Origin of the sequence: Paenibacillus antibioticophila (genome assembly GCF_000455265.1) — a bacterium.
Taxonomy (GTDB): domain Bacteria; phylum Bacillota; class Bacilli; order Paenibacillales; family Paenibacillaceae; genus Fontibacillus; species Fontibacillus antibioticophila.
Genome location: NZ_HG005139.1, coordinates 1,179,914 through 1,198,506, shown reverse-complemented (window position 1 = coordinate 1,198,506; position 18,593 = coordinate 1,179,914). Strand labels below are relative to the sequence as shown.

The 18,593-nt window shown below is 47.9% G+C and carries 16 protein-coding genes; 9 read left to right on the top strand and 7 right to left on the bottom strand.

The features are described from left to right. The first annotated feature begins 254 nt into the window (after window positions 1-254). Complete coding sequence (locus TX85_RS05240) at window positions 255-1,250, top strand: permease (protein WP_044478049.1); 996 nt, start codon at window positions 255-257, stop codon at window positions 1,248-1,250. Window positions 1,251-1,268: 18 nt separating this feature from the next. Continuing rightward, window positions 1,269-2,171, top strand: a complete 903-nt coding sequence (locus TX85_RS05235) for a TIGR03943 family putative permease subunit (RefSeq protein WP_044478048.1) — start codon at window positions 1,269-1,271, stop codon at window positions 2,169-2,171. Between the two features lie 82 nt (window positions 2,172-2,253). Here the strand turns inward: TX85_RS05235 and TX85_RS05230 are convergent, their stop codons facing one another. The 3 genes from TX85_RS05230 to TX85_RS05220 form a co-directional block, all read right to left on the bottom strand. Next, window positions 2,254-3,135 carry a carbohydrate ABC transporter permease gene (locus TX85_RS05230; protein ID WP_044478047.1) on the bottom strand — a complete coding sequence of 294 codons (882 nt, stop codon included), beginning with the start codon at window positions 3,133-3,135 and terminating at the stop codon, window positions 2,254-2,256. Between the two features lie 12 nt (window positions 3,136-3,147). Next, window positions 3,148-4,089: an ABC transporter permease gene (locus tag TX85_RS05225; RefSeq protein ID WP_044479821.1), complete on the bottom strand. Its 942-nt coding sequence runs from the start codon at window positions 4,087-4,089 to the stop codon at window positions 3,148-3,150. 72 nt (window positions 4,090-4,161) lie between these two features. Then, the gene (locus TX85_RS05220) at window positions 4,162-5,874 is read right to left on the bottom strand and encodes a type 2 periplasmic-binding domain-containing protein (RefSeq protein WP_044478046.1); all 1,713 of its coding nucleotides are present in this window, start codon (window positions 5,872-5,874) and stop codon (window positions 4,162-4,164) included. Between the two features lie 333 nt (window positions 5,875-6,207). Here TX85_RS05220 and TX85_RS05215 point away from each other — a divergent pair, with 333 nt between their 5' ends. Next, the gene (locus TX85_RS05215; RefSeq protein WP_044478045.1) at window positions 6,208-8,502 is read left to right on the top strand and encodes a helix-turn-helix domain-containing protein; all 2,295 of its coding nucleotides are present in this window, start codon (window positions 6,208-6,210) and stop codon (window positions 8,500-8,502) included. A 29-nt stretch (window positions 8,503-8,531) separates the two neighbouring features. On the opposite strand, the gene TX85_RS05210 is transcribed toward TX85_RS05215, so the two are convergent. Beyond that, window positions 8,532-9,362: an AraC family transcriptional regulator gene (locus tag TX85_RS05210; RefSeq protein WP_316244872.1), complete on the bottom strand. Its 831-nt coding sequence runs from the start codon at window positions 9,360-9,362 to the stop codon at window positions 8,532-8,534. 185 nt (window positions 9,363-9,547) lie between these two features. On the opposite strand from TX85_RS05210, the gene TX85_RS05205 reads away from it, so the two are divergent. From TX85_RS05205 to TX85_RS05190, 4 genes are read left to right on the top strand one after another with little or no spacing between them, the layout of a single operon-like run. Beyond that, window positions 9,548-10,711 (top strand): Gfo/Idh/MocA family protein, encoded by a 1,164-nt coding sequence (locus tag TX85_RS05205; protein ID WP_044478044.1) that lies wholly within the window; start codon window positions 9,548-9,550, stop codon window positions 10,709-10,711. 46 nt (window positions 10,712-10,757) lie between these two features. Beyond that, on the top strand, window positions 10,758-11,606 hold the full coding sequence (locus TX85_RS05200; protein WP_044478043.1) for a sugar phosphate isomerase/epimerase family protein: 849 nt from the start codon (window positions 10,758-10,760) through the stop codon (window positions 11,604-11,606). 15 nt (window positions 11,607-11,621) lie between these two features. Beyond that, complete coding sequence (locus TX85_RS05195; protein WP_044478042.1) at window positions 11,622-12,737, top strand: Gfo/Idh/MocA family protein; 1,116 nt, start codon at window positions 11,622-11,624, stop codon at window positions 12,735-12,737. Between the two features lie 16 nt (window positions 12,738-12,753). Next, entirely contained in the window at window positions 12,754-13,803 is a 1,050-nt protein-coding gene (locus tag TX85_RS05190; protein WP_044478041.1) for a Gfo/Idh/MocA family protein, read from the top strand. Window positions 13,804-13,814: 11 nt separating this feature from the next. Here TX85_RS05190 and TX85_RS26700 read toward each other — a convergent pair whose 3' ends face one another. Beyond that, window positions 13,815-14,075: a helix-turn-helix domain-containing protein gene (locus tag TX85_RS26700; protein WP_233500615.1), complete on the bottom strand. Its 261-nt coding sequence runs from the start codon at window positions 14,073-14,075 to the stop codon at window positions 13,815-13,817. Between the two features lie 358 nt (window positions 14,076-14,433). Between TX85_RS26700 and TX85_RS05180 the strand changes: the two genes are divergently transcribed. Both TX85_RS05180 and TX85_RS05175 read left to right on the top strand, forming a co-directional pair. Further along, window positions 14,434-15,507 carry a YhgE/Pip domain-containing protein gene (locus TX85_RS05180; protein ID WP_044478039.1) on the top strand — a complete coding sequence of 358 codons (1,074 nt, stop codon included), beginning with the start codon at window positions 14,434-14,436 and terminating at the stop codon, window positions 15,505-15,507. A 146-nt stretch (window positions 15,508-15,653) separates the two neighbouring features. Next, a complete protein-coding gene (locus TX85_RS05175) occupies window positions 15,654-16,550 on the top strand; it encodes a spermidine synthase family protein (protein ID WP_233500614.1) in 897 nt (298 codons plus the stop codon). A 313-nt stretch (window positions 16,551-16,863) separates the two neighbouring features. Here the strand turns inward: TX85_RS05175 and rhaM are convergent, their stop codons facing one another. Next, complete coding sequence (gene rhaM / locus TX85_RS05170) at window positions 16,864-17,193, bottom strand: L-rhamnose mutarotase (RefSeq protein WP_044478037.1); 330 nt, start codon at window positions 17,191-17,193, stop codon at window positions 16,864-16,866. A gap of 369 nt (window positions 17,194-17,562) precedes the next feature. After that, complete coding sequence (locus TX85_RS05165; protein WP_044478036.1) at window positions 17,563-18,588, bottom strand: glycoside hydrolase family 88/105 protein; 1,026 nt, start codon at window positions 18,586-18,588, stop codon at window positions 17,563-17,565. Window positions 18,589-18,593: the final 5 nt, after the last annotated feature.

Below are 18,593 nucleotides of genomic sequence, written 5' to 3'. Positions count from 1 at the left end.
AACCTGCCAGGAATATGAATATAGATAGTACCCACGTTAAATAAAAGATCGTCCTCTTTCTAGCAATTTTCTTTTTATTAGACTTCATAGGAATCCTCCGTCCCAATCTCATATTTTAATCGTAATAAATACGATTAATTCTGAATAGATTATATCGACCGCCTAGAATCTTGTCAACATCCCAAATGATAGTTATTTATTCATAGTCAATGCATAAAATAGTACAACTACAACTCTATTACAGGAGGCCATTGATGAGAGCTTCGACGTTCTACAAAACGCTGCCCTTCTTCCTGCTCATCGTCTTTCTAATCCCGGTCGTCGCAGTCTGGCCGCAGCACGGTGCCGCCCTCTTCGCTCACCCGCAATGGCAGCAGCTGAAAACCATCTTTATCGGCATCTTTCTGGAGGCCTTCCCGTTTATTCTGATGGGCGTGTTCCTGTCCTCCTTGCTCCAGTTGTTCCTTAAGGACGAGTGGATTGCCCGCTGGTGTCCGAAAAACCCCGTGATCGGCGTCATATTCGCCGCCTTGCTGGGCATTGTGCTCCCCATTTGTGAATGCGGGATGATTCCCGTCGTCCGCAGGCTTATGCTGAAGGGGCTGCCCGCTCATATTGCGGTAACCTTCATTCTCAGCGGCCCGATTCTCAATCCGGTCGTCTTCGCTGCCACGATGATGGCGTTCCGCTCGCATTCCGAGATTGTTTACGGCCGAATGGGACTTGCCTTAGTCGTCGCCGCACTGATCGGCCTGATCATATACAATCTATGCCGACGCAATCCGCTCAAGCGTTCCCTGCAGGAATTCGGGACACCGGGGGCGGGGGCGGAAGCCCATCAGCATCCCAAAACCTGGAACAGCTTTTTCACCCACGCCGGAGACGAGTTATTCGAAATGAGCAAATACGTCGTGCTAGGCACGTTTCTGACAGCCGTCATTCAAACGACGATCCCGAGGGATGAGCTCCTTGCACTGGGTAATGGACCGATATCCTCCTATGCGCTGATGATGGGCTTTGCCTTCATCCTGTCGCTTTGCTCCACCTCGGATGCCTTCGTGGCTTCCGCCTTTTCCCATGTGCTGACCGCCGGACCGCTTCTTTCCTTTCTGGTGCTGGGGCCCATGCTTGATTTCAAAAGCCTGCTCATGCTCTTTGCCACGTTCAAGCCTAAATTTGTGATCGGTCTGAGCCTGTTGATCATCGTGCTGGTGTTTACCGGCTCAGTCGCCGTAAATATGATTCTTTAAAAGGAAAGGAGTGATCACATGATGGACAGCTTCAGCTTGAAGCACCGCGGCCATTACTTCATTCGCGCCATTCTGTTATGCTGCCTTGCGTTCTATATCATGGGCTTGAACAATTCCGATGCGCTGCATTATTACTTGGCGCCCCATATGCAGAGGCTGCTGCTGCTCTGCCCGATTCCGCTGCTCTTCATCGCCTTCGGCATGCTGTGGCATGCAATGATGGGGGACTCCGCCCAAATCTGCGATTGCGAGCACCCGCTCCCGGGCGGTCTGCTGAAAAGCACCGGCGTATACGGCATGTTCGCCATCCCCCTGCTGTTCGGCCTGCTGCTCCCTGATCAGGCGCTTGGGAGCGATATGGCGGCGAAGAAGGGCATGGTCTATTCCTTCCCCGATCCGGAGCTCGAGCATAAGGCGAAACCGACCGCCTCTCTGGTCCCGGCCTTAAGCACATTGGACGAGATGTTTATTCCCCGAGATATATATAGCGTAGAATTTTCTGAATTAGCTAAAAGGCTGTATCCGCTCCCTGTTATCCAGGTTGATCCGCTGATTTTCTCGGAGACGATAGGTGCCATCGATATGTATAAAGAGCATTTTGCGGATAAAAAGATCGTTCTGCAAGGCTTTGTCTTTCGGGAGGAGGATATGCCGCCGGACAGCTTCGCATTGACCCGCTTTCTGGTCATGTGCTGCACGGCGGATGCGGTTCCGTTCGGCGTCCTGGCACGCGGAGATGAGGTGTCCGCACTGGAGGAGGATGCATGGATTGAACTGGAGGGAACTATCGGAGTGGGGAATGTGAACGGCGAAGAGCGGCTGCAAATTACGGTCGATCAGATCAGATCCGTAGAGCAGCCGGCCTCCCCTTATATTTTCACACATCCCGATTCGGTTGCGGCTTTTGACGCGAAGAATTAAAATCTAGCGCAGCACTCAAACAACAAGGCCGCCCTTTTGGGCAGCCTTGTTCATTGCTTAAAGCCGGAGAGCCTCTCCTTGTTTAACCTTTGAGCGCTCCGACCATGACTCCCTTAACAAAATACTTCTGCAGGAACGGATAGACCAGCAGGATCGGGAGTGTAGCAACCATAATTGTTGCATACTTTATGGTTTCGCCGATAGCCGCCCTGTCCTGAGCTACTGTTCCGGACATCATTTCATCTGTACTGTTGGAGATCAGAATCTCTCTAAGCACCAGTTGCAACGGCCATAGTTCTCTATCTCTCAAGTAAATCATGGCCCCGAACCATGAATTCCAGTGGCCTACCCCATAATAAAGCACCATCACGGCAATGGTTGGCAGCGCCAGCGGCAAAATAATTCGGAATAGGATGACAAAATCATTAGCGCCATCGATATGAGCAGATTCTACCAACCCGCTCGGTATTCCCTGAAACGCCGTTCTCATAATGATCAGATTCCAGGTTCCGATGGCTCCAGGAATGATCAAGGCCCATAAAGAGTCCATTAAACCGAGATTCTTGACCAACAGGAAATTGGGAATCAGCCCGCCGCCGAAAAACATGGTGAACACGATCATAAAGGTGATCAGCTTCCTCCAGAAGAAATCCTTCCTGGAAAGAACAAAAGCGCCCATAGAGGTCATAATGATATTGTAGGTCGTTCCCACCACGACAATAAAGAGCGTATTCATATACCCGGAATAAATAATGGGATTCTCCAATACAGCTTTATAAGCCTCCAGGCTGAAGTTTAACGGCTTCAGAAGCAAGCCGCTATGGGCTGTGAGCTCATCAGCACTGCTCAAAGATGCAAACACCACATAAATAAACGGATAAGCCGTTATCACGGCCAATGCCGCCAATATAATAACATTTAACGAATCGAAAATATAATCCCCCACTGTCTTTCTGACAACCATACCTTCCACTCCCTACCAAAGACTGGTTTCGTTGACCTTCCGGCTAATATAGTTCGCTGTGACGATTAAAGTCAGATTCACGATAGAGTTAAAAAGTCCCACCGCCGCACTGAAGCTGTAATTTGCCTCCACCAATCCACGCCGATACACAAAGGATGAAATGATATCCGCTGTTTCATAGGTGCTGGGATTATAGAGCAGGATGACTTTTTCATAACCTTCACTCATCATATGTCCAATATTCATAATTAACAGAATCACGATTGTGGGAGCGATTCCCGGGAGCGTGATATGGACGAACTGTTTCCATCTACCGGCTCCGTCGATGGTTACCGCCTCATAGAGCTCCGTGTCAATTGCGGTAAGGGAAGCAAGATAGATAATCGAGCCCCAGCCTACGCCCTGCCAAATACCGGTGCCTACATAAATGGTCCTGAACCATCCCGCTTCAACAAGGAAGATCGTCCGGGAGCCTCCAAAATAAGCAACAATATCATTAATCAGACCGCTTTTTGCAAAGAAATCGATAATCATCCCGCAGATCACCACGGTTGAGACAAAATGCGGTAAATAGGTAACCGTTTGAATTGTCTTTTTAAAATATTTGCTTTTAATTTCATTAAGCAATAACGCCAAAATAATGGGGGCCGGAAAGGCAAAGAGGAGCTGATAGAAATTGATCAACAAGGTATTTCGGATGACCCTCCATGCGGAAATACTGTTAAAAAAGTCTTGAAAGTGTCTTAGTCCTACCCAGGCACTGTCCCAGATTCCTTTTATTGGGCTAAATTGTTTGAACGCGATAATGACCCCGTACATCGGGACGTAGTGAAACAGGATATACCAGGCTACTACGGGCAAGGCCATCAATATCAGCCACTTATTTTTTTTATAATCTTTTTTTATGGCTTGAATGAGACTTGGCTTTTTGTATATCAAATGCTGCGGCTGCATCTTTAATTCTGGCACTATCGGAACCTCCCTGTATTGAGAGATGGGGGAATTTCTTCCCCCATTTCATTCATGCTATTTCTCAAAGATGTCGCTGATATTAAACGATTGCGGATTTAAGGCCTGCGGGAATTTTTTAATGAAACGGTCATAGGCAGCCTGCCTAATCTGGATGATGTCGTCAATACCCAGCCTTTGGATTTGCTCCACATATTTATCCCAAGTCGCATCCACGTCCTCTTTTCCCATAAGCCACTTCAGGAACATTTCATCCTTATAGGTGTTAATTTCATTCTGCTTGGTAGTCGTCTGTGAAACCTCATCCGGAGTCAGGGTGCCTCTATAGTTCTTATTGGCTTGAGTAACCTCCTTGGCATATTTGGTCCAGGTCTTCAATGACTCTTGCTGCTGAGGCAGCGCCATATACTGCTCGAAATATCTCTTGTCCTGTACGAAAGGGCCGTCCTTGAAGGCACGGGTATAGTACTGCCCCATCGTTGCAATCGGCTGTCCGTTGGGATTGTTAGTAACCAGGTCCGTATATTTCGGATACCCGTCCTCCATCGTATAGCTTACGCCCTCAATACCGAAGTTATAGAGCATAGAGCCTTCCTTCGTATATCCATAGTTCAGGAATGCCAGCGCCTCCGGAAGATTCTCGCATGCACTGGTAATATTCCAGGCTCCATTGTTAACAGTAGGTCCATCCTTCGCCATAAAAGGATTGAAATCTCCCTTATTTAAAACGGGATACGGCATAGCAACCAAGTCAAATTCCGGGTCCTTGTTCTTCATCAGCGGCAGGTATTTGCCAAGACCGGAGCCGGTATTCCCCACGGTCGCGCCCGCTTGATTGCCGGTGATTTTAGCATCGATGGTTTTGGTATTATTCGTAGCCAGCTCGGGGTCCAAGAGTCCCTCCTTATACCATTTCACCATGGTTTTGGTGTACTCTTTAAACCTTGGATCAATAGAGCCGTATATGACTTTACCATCCTCAATGAAGTAATCCTGGTTAATTCCCCAGGCTCCGGTAAAGTACATTCCTTTAATATTTCCGACAGTTCCGGTAAAGGGCGCCGTTGCCCCCTTCTGTTCTTTAAAGGCCTTCAATACCGTATACAATTCGTCAATGGTTTCCGGCACTTCCAGCCCCAGCTCCGTCAACCAATCCTTGCGCAGAAAGCCTCCAAAGAAAGTGTAGATACTTTCGTCACCTTTGAGGAACGGAACACCGAACTGTCTTCCTTCCTCTGTCTCTACATCCATTAACAGATCGGGATAGGCTTCATAAATTTTCGCCAGATCCGGCGCATATTTGGGGATTTCATTCTTTAAGTCGACCAGGATTCCATCCTCGAAGGCCTTTTCCCTTCCCCCGGGATAATCTCCAAAGGTGCCCACAATAAAATCCGGGATGTCGCCGGAGGTAAGCATCAGATTAAACTGCTCCTTCGCCGAGCCTTCTGTAGGATGAATATACTCAATCCTCACATTCAGTCTTCTCTCCAGCTCTTTATTCAGCTCCGACTCGGCATAATTCTTCATGATAGGAAGAGCCGTGCTCATCAGAGGATCCCAGACGCGAAATGTAACCGTTTCCTTAAAAGGCAATGTTACAGCGGTATCCGCCGCCGTCGAGTTCGAATTCGTCGAATTCGCCGGCTCCGCCCCTTTCTCCTCTCCTCCGCATCCTGTCAGCGCAGATGACAAAAGCGCTAGCAGAAGGAACCCCGTGGCAAGCTTGGTAAAAAGCTTCTTACTCTTCAACTGATTACGTTTCAACATCTCTTCTCCCCTTATGTTCATTTTGTTGTTACACGCAATTATAATCCGACTGCAAGCTTCCCCGTCTCATCTTCAATTACAATTGCTAGGGCAAGTGTAGTATTTCAGCGAGCTGCAGAGCAATCTCCATCCGGCTGAATACATACTCAAAATGCCAAAAGCCAATATTGAATTTCGGAAAATCATCATCAAAAAACAAAAAACGGGGCAACACCAGAGGATGTCTGCTTCCCGCGGCAGTGTATTGTAGTATACTATTGAGAAACGCAGACTCTCCAACATCGATAATCCCTGACTTGAGGAACTCAACAATTATAATAATGAGGGGGATCCATGAACGTAAAGAGCGTGTTGAACACTAGAAATAGCATCATCTTTACTCAAATTTTATCCTATATATTGATTCTGTTAATTCCTATCACTTTTACCGGGATCGTTTATCTTGTCACTGTAAGGACCATTGAGCAGGAAACCAACAGGGCGAATCTGGCTATGCTGAAGCAAGTCCAGTTGAATATGGACAACATTTTAAAGGATGCCGAGCGGTTAAGCTTTGATATCGCCTTCAATCCGGGCATTCAGTTGCTGGCCGCTTCGCAGGACAACAACTGGAATAGCAGACAGTATGAGGTTTCTCAGATCGTGAAGGAATTCAAAAGAATGAATATCGCGAATGGCTACATAGATGATTTTTATGTGTACTTTAAAAACCTGGATGGTGTGATTTCTTCAACGGCAGCTTCAAGGAGCAATTTTATGTACCCTATTCTGGTCACTAATGATTTAAGGTATGAGCAGTGGATAGATACTCTGCAGCATGCATACAGCGGCAGATATATCTCCATGAGCGATAAGACCAGCTCCATGGAGGATTCCGAGGCGCTTGCCTACATGCGTTCAATCCCCATAACGAATTCGGAGAAGCCGCTTGCCACGGTCGTCATCAAGTTTAATCCGGAGCGATTTGCGGAAATGATCCAGAATATCCAGTTGGCCCAGTACGGGAGTATCTTTATCCTGGACAATGATGACAACATTCTCACGTCAACAGCTTCTTTTCCTTTAACGGATATCCTGCAGGCGGGCGAGCTTGACCGCAACGACAACATCCTGGTGAAGGGACGAGGGAAGGATTCGTTGATTATTTCCTATTCGGAGTCCGATGTATCCAAGCTAAAGTATGTTTCCATTGTCCGGCGAGATATTGTGATGGAAAAAAGTGAGTTTACCGAGAAATTAATGATTGCGAGTATTGTTCTATGTTTGCTTTTTGGAGGAGCCATATCCGTGTTACTTGCCTGGCGCAATTATAATCCGGTGCGTAATCTGATCCGCATTGTCCAGAACGGGAAGATCAAGAGCTCTTATGACAGATCGAGCAATGAATATCAGTTTATTTATGAGGCCATTCAGGATGCGCTTCAAGAAAAGGAAAAAATAAACCTGAAGCTTAAGCAGCAAAGCAGCGTGGTGAGAGCGGATTTTCTGCTAAAGCTCTTAAAAGGGAAGTTCGGTCATATCTCCGTGCATCACAATGCGTTTTACGCCCTTGACATGCAGTTTATTTCCGATGACTTTATCGTGGTGCTCCTATCCATTGAAGATCAGGGCAAGCTGATCCCCTTTGAGGTGGGGGACGATTTTGAAGCGAAATCGAAGCTTCCCAGCTTTGTGATCACCAATGTGTTTGAGGAGCTCTTGGGTCAAGGCTATAAGAACTTTGTTACAGAAATTGATGAAAAAATAGTATTCCTAGTGAACCTGCAAGCTCTTGAAGCGGTGGATCCTGTGCAGGAATTGGCAAGCATTATAGAAGAGCTGCAAGGCTTTTTTGGCAAATATTACGATCTGAGCCTCACAGCTTCCATCAGTGATGCGCACACCGGGATCCGCGGCATGCAGGAAGCCTATCAGGAAGCCATAGAAGCCCATGAATACAAGCTGATAGCCGGCAACGGAAAGATCATCAGCTTCCAAAGTCTGAAATATAATGTCAGAGATTATTTCTATCCTCTTGAAAAAGAGCAAAAACTAGTGAATTGCATCAAATCCGGAGAGTTCGAAAAAGGAAAGCAATTACTTGATGACATTATTCGCTCAAACTTTAAGGACGGCACCCCCACCGCGGAAATGACGAGGTACTTTATGTTTGACCTTGCAAGTACAGTCGTAAAAACAGTAAAAGAAATAGCTGCTGACGAGCCGGTAGAGAAGCTGTTTGAATGCGAAACCGTAGCGGAGCTCCAGACGGAAATTACGAATATACTATCGTTGGTATGTAAGCGCATACAATCAAAGACAGGCAATCGTTTTTACGAAATGAGCAGGAATATCATCCAGTTTGTTAACAACCACTATGGAGAAGTTACCTTAAATGTAGCAATGATTGCAGATCATCTTGGTATAACTCCAAGCTATATGTCTAAGCTCTTCAAAGAACAAACGGGAGAAACCCTGCCGGATTACATCAATAAGGTGAGACTGGAGAAAGCAAAAGTGTTATTAAGAGACGAAAAACTCAATATTTCCGAAGCGGCTGTCAAAGTAGGGTATTTGAACAGCAATGCGCTGATACGCAGCTTTAAGAAGTATGAGGGAGTTACCCCGGGAAAATATAAAGGGTCTTGATAAGCCCCTTGATGCTTCGGAGCAACGGCTCATCGCGTACAAGCCCGATAAGAGGTTGGCGATATTCCCGCGTGGCTCTTGAATTGGCGGGAGAAATGCGCCAGCTGCATGCCCAGTTGCTCGGCAATATCGGCAATGCTGGAGTCCGTGAAGGTCAAGAGCCGCTTGGCTTCCTCCATCCGCTTTTGCTGCACGTAATGCATAGGGGTGACGCCCATGATTTTTTTGAAATAAGGAATGAAATAGTTTGGATGCAAATGGACGAGATGGGCCAGCGCTTCGATCTCGATCGGCTCGCACAGATGCTCCTGAATATACGCCAGCACTTTCCCCAGCTTGTTTCTTTCCGTCATTTGCATGTAATCCTTCAAATAATCGTGATATCCCCCCTCCTCCAGACAGCAGGCAAGCAGGTTGAGCAGACAGGCCTGCATCCGCAGCCCGGCGAAAGGGCCGCCGCTCTGAAATTGGCGGATCATCTCCTCAAACGTCAGACGGACCTGCTCCGGGTTGCGGACACTGCTGATATAGAGCTTGCTCCCCGCATGAAACAGCGGCCAGCCTCCCACCTGGGCATCGAAATGGCAAAAATATCTTGAATACGGATTGTCCGGATTCGTAAACGTCGTTTGACTGGACCCCGCTGGCATGATCATCAATTGATTGGGACGCGGGTAATAGGTCTCGCCATTGATTATGACAGAGCCTTCCCCTTGAGGAATGAAATACAGCCGATTAAAGCTCGGGGACTGCTCCGTCCGGTTCCAGCCGGGAAAACCGGTTTTCAGTTGCGCGTGCGTTACCGTCACAGTCAAGCTTTCGGGCATTCTCCCGGCCTGAAGCTCCATTTCATTCATCATCTTTCCCAATCCTCTCCATCATGGATTTTCTTCTCCCTTGATTGTAACACGACAGAGAAATTTATCATATTCACCTTAATTATGTGCAAAATACGCTTAATCCTTGTCATTCTCTTTCCTCCATATTCAGGCTAAGCTAAAAGCGATAAGTAAGGATGAACGCAAGAAGAAAGGCAGGTAGCAATATGAACAAAGTACGGTTTGGCATCATCGGCATCGGTAATATGGGCTCTTCCCACGCGTTAAGCCTGGTTCAAGATATTCAGGGAGCAGAGCTGACTGCGGTATGCGATACAAACCCCAAACGGCTGGAATGGGCACATGAGCACCTCCCTGACCAAGTGCTTGCATTCAGCAATCCCGATGATTTCTTTGCGTCCCGCGCAATGGATACGGTTTTAATTGCAACGCCTCACTATGATCATCCCGCCCTTGCGGTACAAGCTTTTGAGAGCGGTTACCATGTGTTGATTGAAAAGCCGGCTGGCGTCTACACCAAGGCAGTCCGGGAGATGAACCGCGCGGCTGAAGCCTCAGACAAGCTGTTCGGCATTATGTACAACCAGCGGACCAACCCGCTCTATGCCAAGCTGCGCGAGCTGGTATTGTCCGGGGAGCTCGGCGAGATTCGCCGGACGAATTGGATTATTACGAACTGGTACCGGTCGCAGAGCTATTACGATTCCGGCGGCTGGCGCGCTACCTGGGCCGGAGAAGGCGGCGGCGTGCTGCTCAATCAGGATCCGCATCAGCTTGACCTCTGGCAGTGGACGACCGGGATGATGCCAACTCGGGTTCGTGCGTTCTGTCACTTCGGAAAATATCGGAACATCGAGGTCGAGGATGACGTCACCGCTTATGTTGAATATAGCAACGGCGCCACAGGGCTGTTCGTGACCACTACCGGCGAAGCGCCCGGAACGAATCGCTATGAGCTGACCGGAGATAACGGAAAAATCGTTATCGAGGACGGCAAGCTGACGTTCTGGCGGCTGCGGGTGCCCGAGCCTCAGTTCAATGCGGAATTCACCGGCGGCTTCGGCCAGCCCGAATGCTGGAAATGCGATATTCCCATCCATGAAGGGGAAGGCTCGCAGCATAAAGGAATTTTACGGAATTTCACGAACGCCATTCTTCACGGCGAGCCGTTGCTGGCTCCGGGAAAGGACGGCATTCACGGATTGACGCTGTCCAACGCCATGCATTTGTCGTCCTGGACCGAGGATTGGGTGGAGCTGCCGCTCGATGAGGACTTGTACCACGCCAAGCTGCAAGAGAAGATCGAAGCCTCAACCTTCCGCAAAGCAAGCGAAGGCGGCAAAACGCTCGATGTTTCGGGCACGCATTAGGCTCTGAGTTTTTATACCAAGGTATTCCAAGGAGGCTCAACCAGCGATGAAATTGTCCGTATTTACCGTAGCAACACCGGATCTTACACCGGAGGAACTGGTTCAAGCGGCTCGGGAAGCAGGACTCCATGGCGTGGAATGGCGGTACAAGGAGATTCCAGCCGATGTGGCCGGAGAAGCGCCGTCCTACTGGCGCAACAATCTATGCTCGATTGACCCGTCTTTCCCGGACGAGGAGCTGCTGCGCTTCAAGCACCTTACCGAAGCGGCAGGCCTGGAAATGGTCAGTGTTACCCCCTACTTGAATCACCTTGGACTGGAGGAGACAGAGCAAGCCTTCCATGCTGCTCGTCTGCTGGGCGCAAAGATGATTCGCGTCGGAGCCGCCGGATATGGCGACGGGACGCCTTATCCCGAGCTTTATGACAAGACGGTCCGTTATCTGAAGGAAGCCGAGCGGCTTGCCAAGCAATACGGCGTCAAAGGGGTCGTGGAGACGCATCATTTCACCATCGCCCCCAGCGCCGGCCTGGCCCATCGGCTTGTCAACCACTGCGATCCCGACCTGATCGGCGTCTTGTTTGACCCTGGTAACATGGTGTACGAAGGCTACGAGCAGTTCAAGCTGGGACTGGAGCTGCTTGGTCCTTATCTGGCGCATGTTCACATCAAGAACGCCGCCTGGAAAGAAACCGGCAAGCTTAAGGACGGAACGGCCGAATGGCGCTGCGAATGGGCCTCCTTGCATAACGGGATCGTCGATTTCGCCCGGCTGCTGGCGGATTTGAAGTCCGTTCACTACGACGGCTATCTCGGCATCGAGGACTTCAGCGGTACATGGAATTCCAGAGCTATGCTTCGGCAATTTGCCGAATTCATTCATGAGCGAATTTAAGGAGGACGACTATCAATGCCATCAGAAGCTAACGGACAAGTTGAATCTTTTCAGACCAGCGACGGAATGAACTACGCGCCAAAGGGCCGGCCGAATCAAGTCGTGCAGGCGGGCGAGTTCATATTTGCAGCCGCTGCGCTGGATCATGGACATATTTATGGCATGACTGGCGGATTGATCGAGGCCGGAGCGACCCTGAAATGGGTTTATGATCCGGACCCGGCCAAAGTGCAGGCATTTTTGAAATCGTATCCGCAGGCAGCTCCTGCCGACAGTCTGGAACAAATTCTTCAGGACCCGGAGGTTCGGCTTGTTGCCTCCGCTGCGATTCCGTCTGAACGCGGCCCATTGGGGCTTCGGGTGATGGATGCCGGGAAGGATTACTTTACGGACAAGGCGCCGTTTACCAGCCTGAAGCAATTGGAGGATGCCCGCCGGAAGGTTCAAGAGACCGGACGAAAATATGCCGTATACTATAGCGAGCGCCTGCATGTGGAATCTGCGGTTTACGCCGGACAGCTGATTCAGCAAGGCGCGATCGGACGAGTGCTGCAGATTACCGGATTTGGACCGCATCGGCTGAACGCTCCCTCCAGACCCTCCTGGTTCTTTGAAAAGGAAAAGTACGGCGGTATTCTTTGCGACATCGGGAGCCATCAGATCGAGCAATTCCTGTTCTACTCCGGCTGCAAGGATGCCGAGGTCGTGCACAGCAAGGTCGCCAACTATAACCATGCCGAATACCCCGAGCTGGAGGATTACGGTGACGCGACACTCGTCGGGGATAACGGAGCGACCCAGTACTTCCGGGTAGACTGGTTTACGCCGGACGGATTAAGCACCTGGGGAGACGGCCGGACGTTCATTATGGGAACGGATGGCTACATCGAGCTGCGAAAATATACCGACATTGCCCGGGATCGGCAGGGGGATCATGTCTATCTGGTCAACAAGGATGGCGAGCAGCATTTCTCCGTTCGCGGGCAGATCGGATTTCCATATTTCGGAGAGCTGATCCTGGATTGCATCCACCGGACCGAGCATGCGATGACCCAGGAGCATGCCTTCAAAGCCGCAGAGCTCTGTCTGAAGGCACAGAACCAGGCTCTTCATCTCACCACATCTCTATAGACAGGAAGGATGCATCATGAGAGATCCGATCGGTGCGGCCATTGTCGGCGCTGGTGCGATATCCACCGTTCATGCCGAAAGTCTCGCCAAATTGAACGGAGTGCATCTGAAGCTGATCGTAGACATTGATCCGGTCAGAGCCGCACAGGCCGCTGAGAAATATCATTGTGAGGCAGCCAGCGATTTTCAAACGCTGCTGAATCGGGAGGATATTCAGGTTGTGCATCTATGCACACCCCATCATCTCCATGCCGGGATGGCGATCGATTTGCTCCGTTCCGGCAAGCATGTTCTTACGGAAAAGCCGATGGCTCATCATCTCCACGCAGCAGAGGCTTTGCTTCGGGAGGCAAGCCAGAGCCCGGCTCAGCTGGGGATTACCTTTCAAAACCGTTATAATGCTTCATCCCGGGCCATCCGGGAAATGATCGACAAGGGAACACTGGGGCGTCTGCTTGGCCTTAAAGGAATCGTCACCTGGAGTCGCGAGCCTTCGTATTATACCTCCAGCCCTTGGCGGGGGAGCTGGGCGACCGAAGGCGGCGGTGTGCTGATTAACCAGGCGATTCATACCCTCGACCTGCTGCAATGGTTCGGCGGCGAGGTAGCTTCCATTGAAGGCAGCGCAACCACCGATGCTCTGGGCGATACGATCGAAGTCGAGGATACGGCGCACGCCCATATCCGGTTTACCAATGGAGCACGGGGATTATTTTATGCTACGAACGCCTATGTCTCCAATTCTCCGGTCGAGCTCGAGCTTGTATTCGAGCAGGGGGTCCTCCGGCAGCGGAACGATTGCCTGCACCTCGTCCAGCACGGCAGCGAGACGCTGCTGTGCGAGCCTCCGGCAACCTTGGATGAGCAAGGACTGATTACGGGCAAATCCTATTGGGGCATCAGTCATCAGCTATTGATCGAGGATTTTTACGATCATGTCCGCAGCGGGACGCGCTTTCCGGTTCATGCTGAGGAAGGAATCAAAACCATGCGGTTAATCACCGATCTGTACGCTTCTTCCCAAGCGCAGGCCGATCGGATGAGCAGCCGTCCCATCTATTCCTGATGGAATTGAAGCTAATAAAGCAGGCTCTGAAACGGTGATTCCAGCCAGTTCAGAGCCTTTATTTCTTCTGACATGCCCCTGCCTCTCATCCCCTCTTCCGTAATACAGCGGCGCTGTCCTGTCACCTGCTTGAACATCCGCCCAAAGTGAGTGATACTGCCAAAGCCAACCTTCTTTGCGATCAAATTCACCCTCATGGAGGAATTTTCGAGCAGTTGCTTCGCTTCCTGAAACAAACTGTCGGCCGCATGGACACTATTAAAAGTAAGCATTTCATTGTGAAATGAGTTGGCATTATATTATGTGATTTTTTCATAAAAAAATAGCTTGACTTTCATTTGAATTTCCGCAGTCACTTGACACGTGTGTGGTATAGTAAAAAAGTTGTTTCAGTTGGTCATTATCTATATGAAAAAAGGAGGCTGTTAATATGAATGAAAATCAAATGAAAAACAGTTACTAAGCAAACACCCGTTTTCACGTCCAACAAAATGATACCACTATGCACAGTAGAAGTCTCTCATTGTTTTGATGTTTGTGTTTAGCGAATAAACCGCTTTAAGCGTTCGTCCAAACTAATAGATGCATACGCCTATGATTTAATAAAGAGAAAGAGGTTTTGAAAATACCATGTCAACGTTCAAAGAGTTTATAAAATGTCATCCCACTAAGATGGGACTTATCTTTGCATTACTTGTTCCTATGCTATTCACAATTGTCTGGATGACTGGCTATCGCGGGGCAAATGATCGAATTGACCGTATCCATGCAGCAATCGTGAACGAAGCTGGAGAAGAAGGCAACACCGTTCTGCAGCAATTGACAAACTCAGCTCCCTTTGACCTTGAGCAAGCGGAGAGCCTAAATCAGGCCAGGAAGCAGATGTTTAACGGAAAATGGAGCATGATTGTGTTCATTCCAGAAACCTTCGCCGATGGGCGCGGCGAAATAAGGTTCGAAATGAAAGAAGATGTCTCTGATGTTGTAAAGTCAATGCTGAGTGCTTCCGCATATCAAATGACTGATGCTTTGTCCGCAACCATATCTCAGACGAATGCGGTACAAGCAACTATTGTTGGCAACCATTCTACCAAAGATTTTTCTGCCAATATTCTTCCAATGTTACTCGGTTTTATTCCGTATATAGCAATGATGACATCTGCAATTCAGTTTAATTTGAGCTCCAAGATCCTGACGCGAGCAATTCCAAAGTGGCGTTTGTTCTGGAATCGCCAGGCTCTTCTTGCTTGCATAGCAGTTTTGCTTGCCTTTATGTTAACTACTTCTACTCGTTTATTTATATCCTCTGCAGCTTCATTCGGAGCAACTTTCGGTTTTCAATTGCTCCTAATATTAGCGTGCATTGCAACGACTCAAATGGCATTTGAGTTATTCGGCTCCGCTGGGCCTCTGTTTAACGTAGCTATTGTTCCGTTTCAACTTATGACAGCAGGTAATATTATCTCGTCTGATATGCTTGCACCTTTCTATCGTAATATTGGAAGCTTTCTTCCGGCATCCAATGGAATTAAAGGCTTCATGCATTTGATTTATGGCGGCCAATCTATTGCTACAGAAGCTATCCAGCTTAGCTTAATCTTTATTGTGGCATGGGGAATTACCCTGCTAAAGCAAGTCCTTACGAAGAAATTGTCTTCTCAAAAAGGAGTGCCTTTAGGAAGGGCTTTTGCTTCCCAATCGTAAATACCAGTTATTATATGTGCTTATTAGTCTTCAAAGATAGCGGTAGAAGACGGATGAAAAGCTAATCAGACAGCGCGACAGATATTCAATCGATTCGCGCTGGTTGAGTTAACTAAAATATGGTTACCCCATTTTTTCGTCTAGAGGTGAAAAAATTGATTGAAACTAAAGTTAAAGAAAGTAATCAAAAGGCTTTTTCAATTATAGGTCATTTTTTAAATAACACACCTGCATTAGTAAATGAATACGACGTTATAAAGCTAATTGAATTAGGAGTTTCTAGTGAATATGCTGTTTCTGTGCTAATCTCTTCTCTATATGGAATTGATTTAATTGATAATGCAGATGATAAAGAATTTTTTAATACCTACTTTCCCCGCATGATTCATAAAATGAATCCAGAGGATTATATAAAAAAATCTTTTTATTCAAATATTAGTATTCCATCGATAAAAATTGGAAATTGCGAATTGAAATATGAGCAATACAAGCCTTTTAATTGTTTTGTGTGTAATGACGTTTTGATAACAAACCATGGAAGGCAAATTCCTCAAATTGGTTTTTTCGAAGTAGAATTCAGTTACCCGGCTCTACTGGAAAATGACAGATTATGGATGGCTATAACACCAAACGAGATAGAGACAATGAAGGAAGCTATCAATGATTCATTTGGAAATGTTTTGACCTTTGGATTAGGCCTTGGGTATTATGCTTTTATGATTTCAGAAAAAAGTTGTGTCAACAGTATTACGGTAGTTGAAATGAATCCAGATATTATCACTCTGTTTTCTGAATTTATACTGCCCCAATTCAAAAGTGCTCATAAAATAAAAATTGTTCAAGCAGATGCGTTCGAATATGCTGAAAATTATCTTCCAGCATCTAATTTTAACTTTGTGTTTACAGATTTATGGCATGATGTTTCAGATGGCCTTGAAATGTACTTGAAAATGAAAAAATATGAGAGGCTAAACCCAAACATTATATTTAAATATTGGATAGAAAACTCAATCTTAAGCTATATTATAGCCGCTAAAATGTGATATATTGACTCAACTGTCCCCACTCTCTCTTTTACAGAATGATCATGGAAAATGCAACACCGCTACACCGGACTTGACGACAGCTTCCTTGGCTGATCTGGATCCATGAGGAAACATCAGAAACAATGTAGTTTTTTTCTGCGTCTCGATACTTTTCAAGAAATTTCATTAATCTCTTAACAATATTAGCTGAATGCGAAGACCACCTTCTTTGATTGCGAAGGTGGCCTCTCATGCCAATTTTTTGCTGTTTCCAAAGTTTTTAAGTTTATCTCGTAAAGAACAGAATACCAGACTGCTCTATCACTAGCTGCTATTCTTCAGGCTCCCTCACCAGAAAGAACACCTCTTTCAAATCACGGCTTACAGGACGGTGGTCGGCATGCGTCTCCATGATATCCTTCATGCTATCCCACCACTTTCTGCAAATCCTCGTATCGGCAGCCTGGTTCCAAAGAGCTTCGTCCTCAAGCTCTAAATAGGCAAACAAAGTGCTTGTAGGTTCATCCAAAAAAATCGAATAACTAATAACCCCGTGAGCGAGAAGCATCTCTCTCATCTCGGGCCAAAGCTCATTGTGACGCTTATGATATTCATTATGACAATCCTCGTAGACCTTCATCAGTGAAGCTTTTCGTATCATCCCTCCGCCTCCCTCTCACATAAAAAATTCACTATATAACTGTACTTGCCAAAAACGACTTCCAATTTACTGGAACAAACAAAGTACTAGAAGCATGGTGAACCCTGGGAGCCTGCGTCCGGTATAGGCTTACACTCGCTGTTTCAGCTCCATACCGGACCTCCGGCTACTTGTTTTTTCCCACTCTTCCAAGCGAACCGTAATTGTTGTTGCACCCACTCAAACGGAAGTCCCTTTCGCCCTTGTTCATAGATCCAACGGCTTGGTGGGCAAGATGCTCTTGGTGAAAAGCTGTAAGCCTTCAAGAAGCTTGCCCTCAGAGTATAGTTCAACTTATATAAGCAACAAGTATCGAGTATCCTTCATCAATCATTCGCCAATTTGAATTGCCGCCGCCAGCAGCGCCAATGCGAGTCCCTGTCCCCAGCCCTGGGCCCATTTGCGGTCCACTGCAAGATAGTCCTCGACATCCTTCATCACGGCGGTTCCGCCGGAGACATTAAGCACGCGGCCATTAGCTGCAATGTTATCTAGTACGCCATCCAGCGCTTTCTGCACATATTTCGCATGGAGGGGATTGCCCTGCATGAGCATAGCCGCCGCTATTCCTGCCGTCGCAGACACTTCACCGTAGGCCTCAGGAGCATCAAGAACGGTTCCCCAGAGGCCGTTATCCTTCTGCAGTTTTTTAATCGCCGCGAGTTGATCCCGCAAGGAACTCCATATATGCATCATCGGCGGATAGAGGTAGCCTTCCGGCACCACCCTTGCCGCCCGGGACATCGTATAGGCTGCCCAAGCATTAGCGCGAGCCCAGTAGATCCCGGACATATGATCCTTCCTGATATTGTTGTAGCCATGATACCAAAGTCCGGAGTCCTCGTCCTGCAAATAATGGATATGCCAATAAAATTGGTGCAGAGCATCTTCAATCAGCGGCTTCTCTCCCAGCATCACACCGGTGCGCAGCATGAAATAGGCGGCCATAAACAGCGTATCGGCCCAGCACTGCTCGGGAAAATCATTCTTGGCGGACACCGTATGCTGAAGCACCCGTTCTCCGAATCGAGGCGCCTTATTCTGGATGTAATCGATCTTGCTTAAAATCAGATCAAGATACTTCTGGTCTTGCGTGTGTTCATACAAGGTAAGCAGCATATGTCCCATCGCGCAGGTGTTCACGTTCCAGATTGGAAGCCCTGCCTCAATGTACTCATCACACCATCCCGCCATCCGTTCGAGATAAGCCTGTTCCCCGGTAGCTTCGAAGATCGAGCTGACTCCGTAAAAGGCAACCCCTCCCGGCCAGTCCCAGGTCAGATCCATGCCGAAGATATAGTCCACCACGCGTCCGGCGATTGGTTTCAAGTCGGACGGAACCGCTGTTAGCTTCAAACTAT

What these genes read in the sequence shown, in the direction of transcription:
- TX85_RS05240 (WP_044478049.1), top strand. Translation starts at nt 255, where the DNA reads ATGAGAGCTTCGACGTTCTACAAAACGCTGCCCTTCTTCCTGCTCATC.
- TX85_RS05235 (WP_044478048.1), top strand. Translation starts at nt 1,269, where the DNA reads ATGATGGACAGCTTCAGCTTGAAGCACCGCGGCCATTACTTCATTCGC.
- TX85_RS05230 (WP_044478047.1), bottom strand. Translation starts at nt 3,135, where the DNA reads ATGGTTGTCAGAAAGACAGTGGGGGATTATATTTTCGATTCGTTAAAT.
- TX85_RS05225 (WP_044479821.1), bottom strand. Translation starts at nt 4,089, where the DNA reads ATGCAGCCGCAGCATTTGATATACAAAAAGCCAAGTCTCATTCAAGCC.
- TX85_RS05220 (WP_044478046.1), bottom strand. Translation starts at nt 5,874, where the DNA reads ATGTTGAAACGTAATCAGTTGAAGAGTAAGAAGCTTTTTACCAAGCTT.
- TX85_RS05215 (WP_044478045.1), top strand. Translation starts at nt 6,208, where the DNA reads ATGAACGTAAAGAGCGTGTTGAACACTAGAAATAGCATCATCTTTACT.
- TX85_RS05210 (WP_316244872.1), bottom strand. Translation starts at nt 9,362, where the DNA reads ATGATGAATGAAATGGAGCTTCAGGCCGGGAGAATGCCCGAAAGCTTG.
- TX85_RS05205 (WP_044478044.1), top strand. Translation starts at nt 9,548, where the DNA reads ATGAACAAAGTACGGTTTGGCATCATCGGCATCGGTAATATGGGCTCT.
- TX85_RS05200 (WP_044478043.1), top strand. Translation starts at nt 10,758, where the DNA reads ATGAAATTGTCCGTATTTACCGTAGCAACACCGGATCTTACACCGGAG.
- TX85_RS05195 (WP_044478042.1), top strand. Translation starts at nt 11,622, where the DNA reads ATGCCATCAGAAGCTAACGGACAAGTTGAATCTTTTCAGACCAGCGAC.
- TX85_RS05190 (WP_044478041.1), top strand. Translation starts at nt 12,754, where the DNA reads ATGAGAGATCCGATCGGTGCGGCCATTGTCGGCGCTGGTGCGATATCC.
- TX85_RS26700 (WP_233500615.1), bottom strand. Translation starts at nt 14,075, where the DNA reads ATGCTTACTTTTAATAGTGTCCATGCGGCCGACAGTTTGTTTCAGGAA.
- TX85_RS05180 (WP_044478039.1), top strand. Translation starts at nt 14,434, where the DNA reads ATGTCAACGTTCAAAGAGTTTATAAAATGTCATCCCACTAAGATGGGA.
- rhaM (WP_044478037.1), bottom strand. Translation starts at nt 17,193, where the DNA reads ATGATACGAAAAGCTTCACTGATGAAGGTCTACGAGGATTGTCATAAT.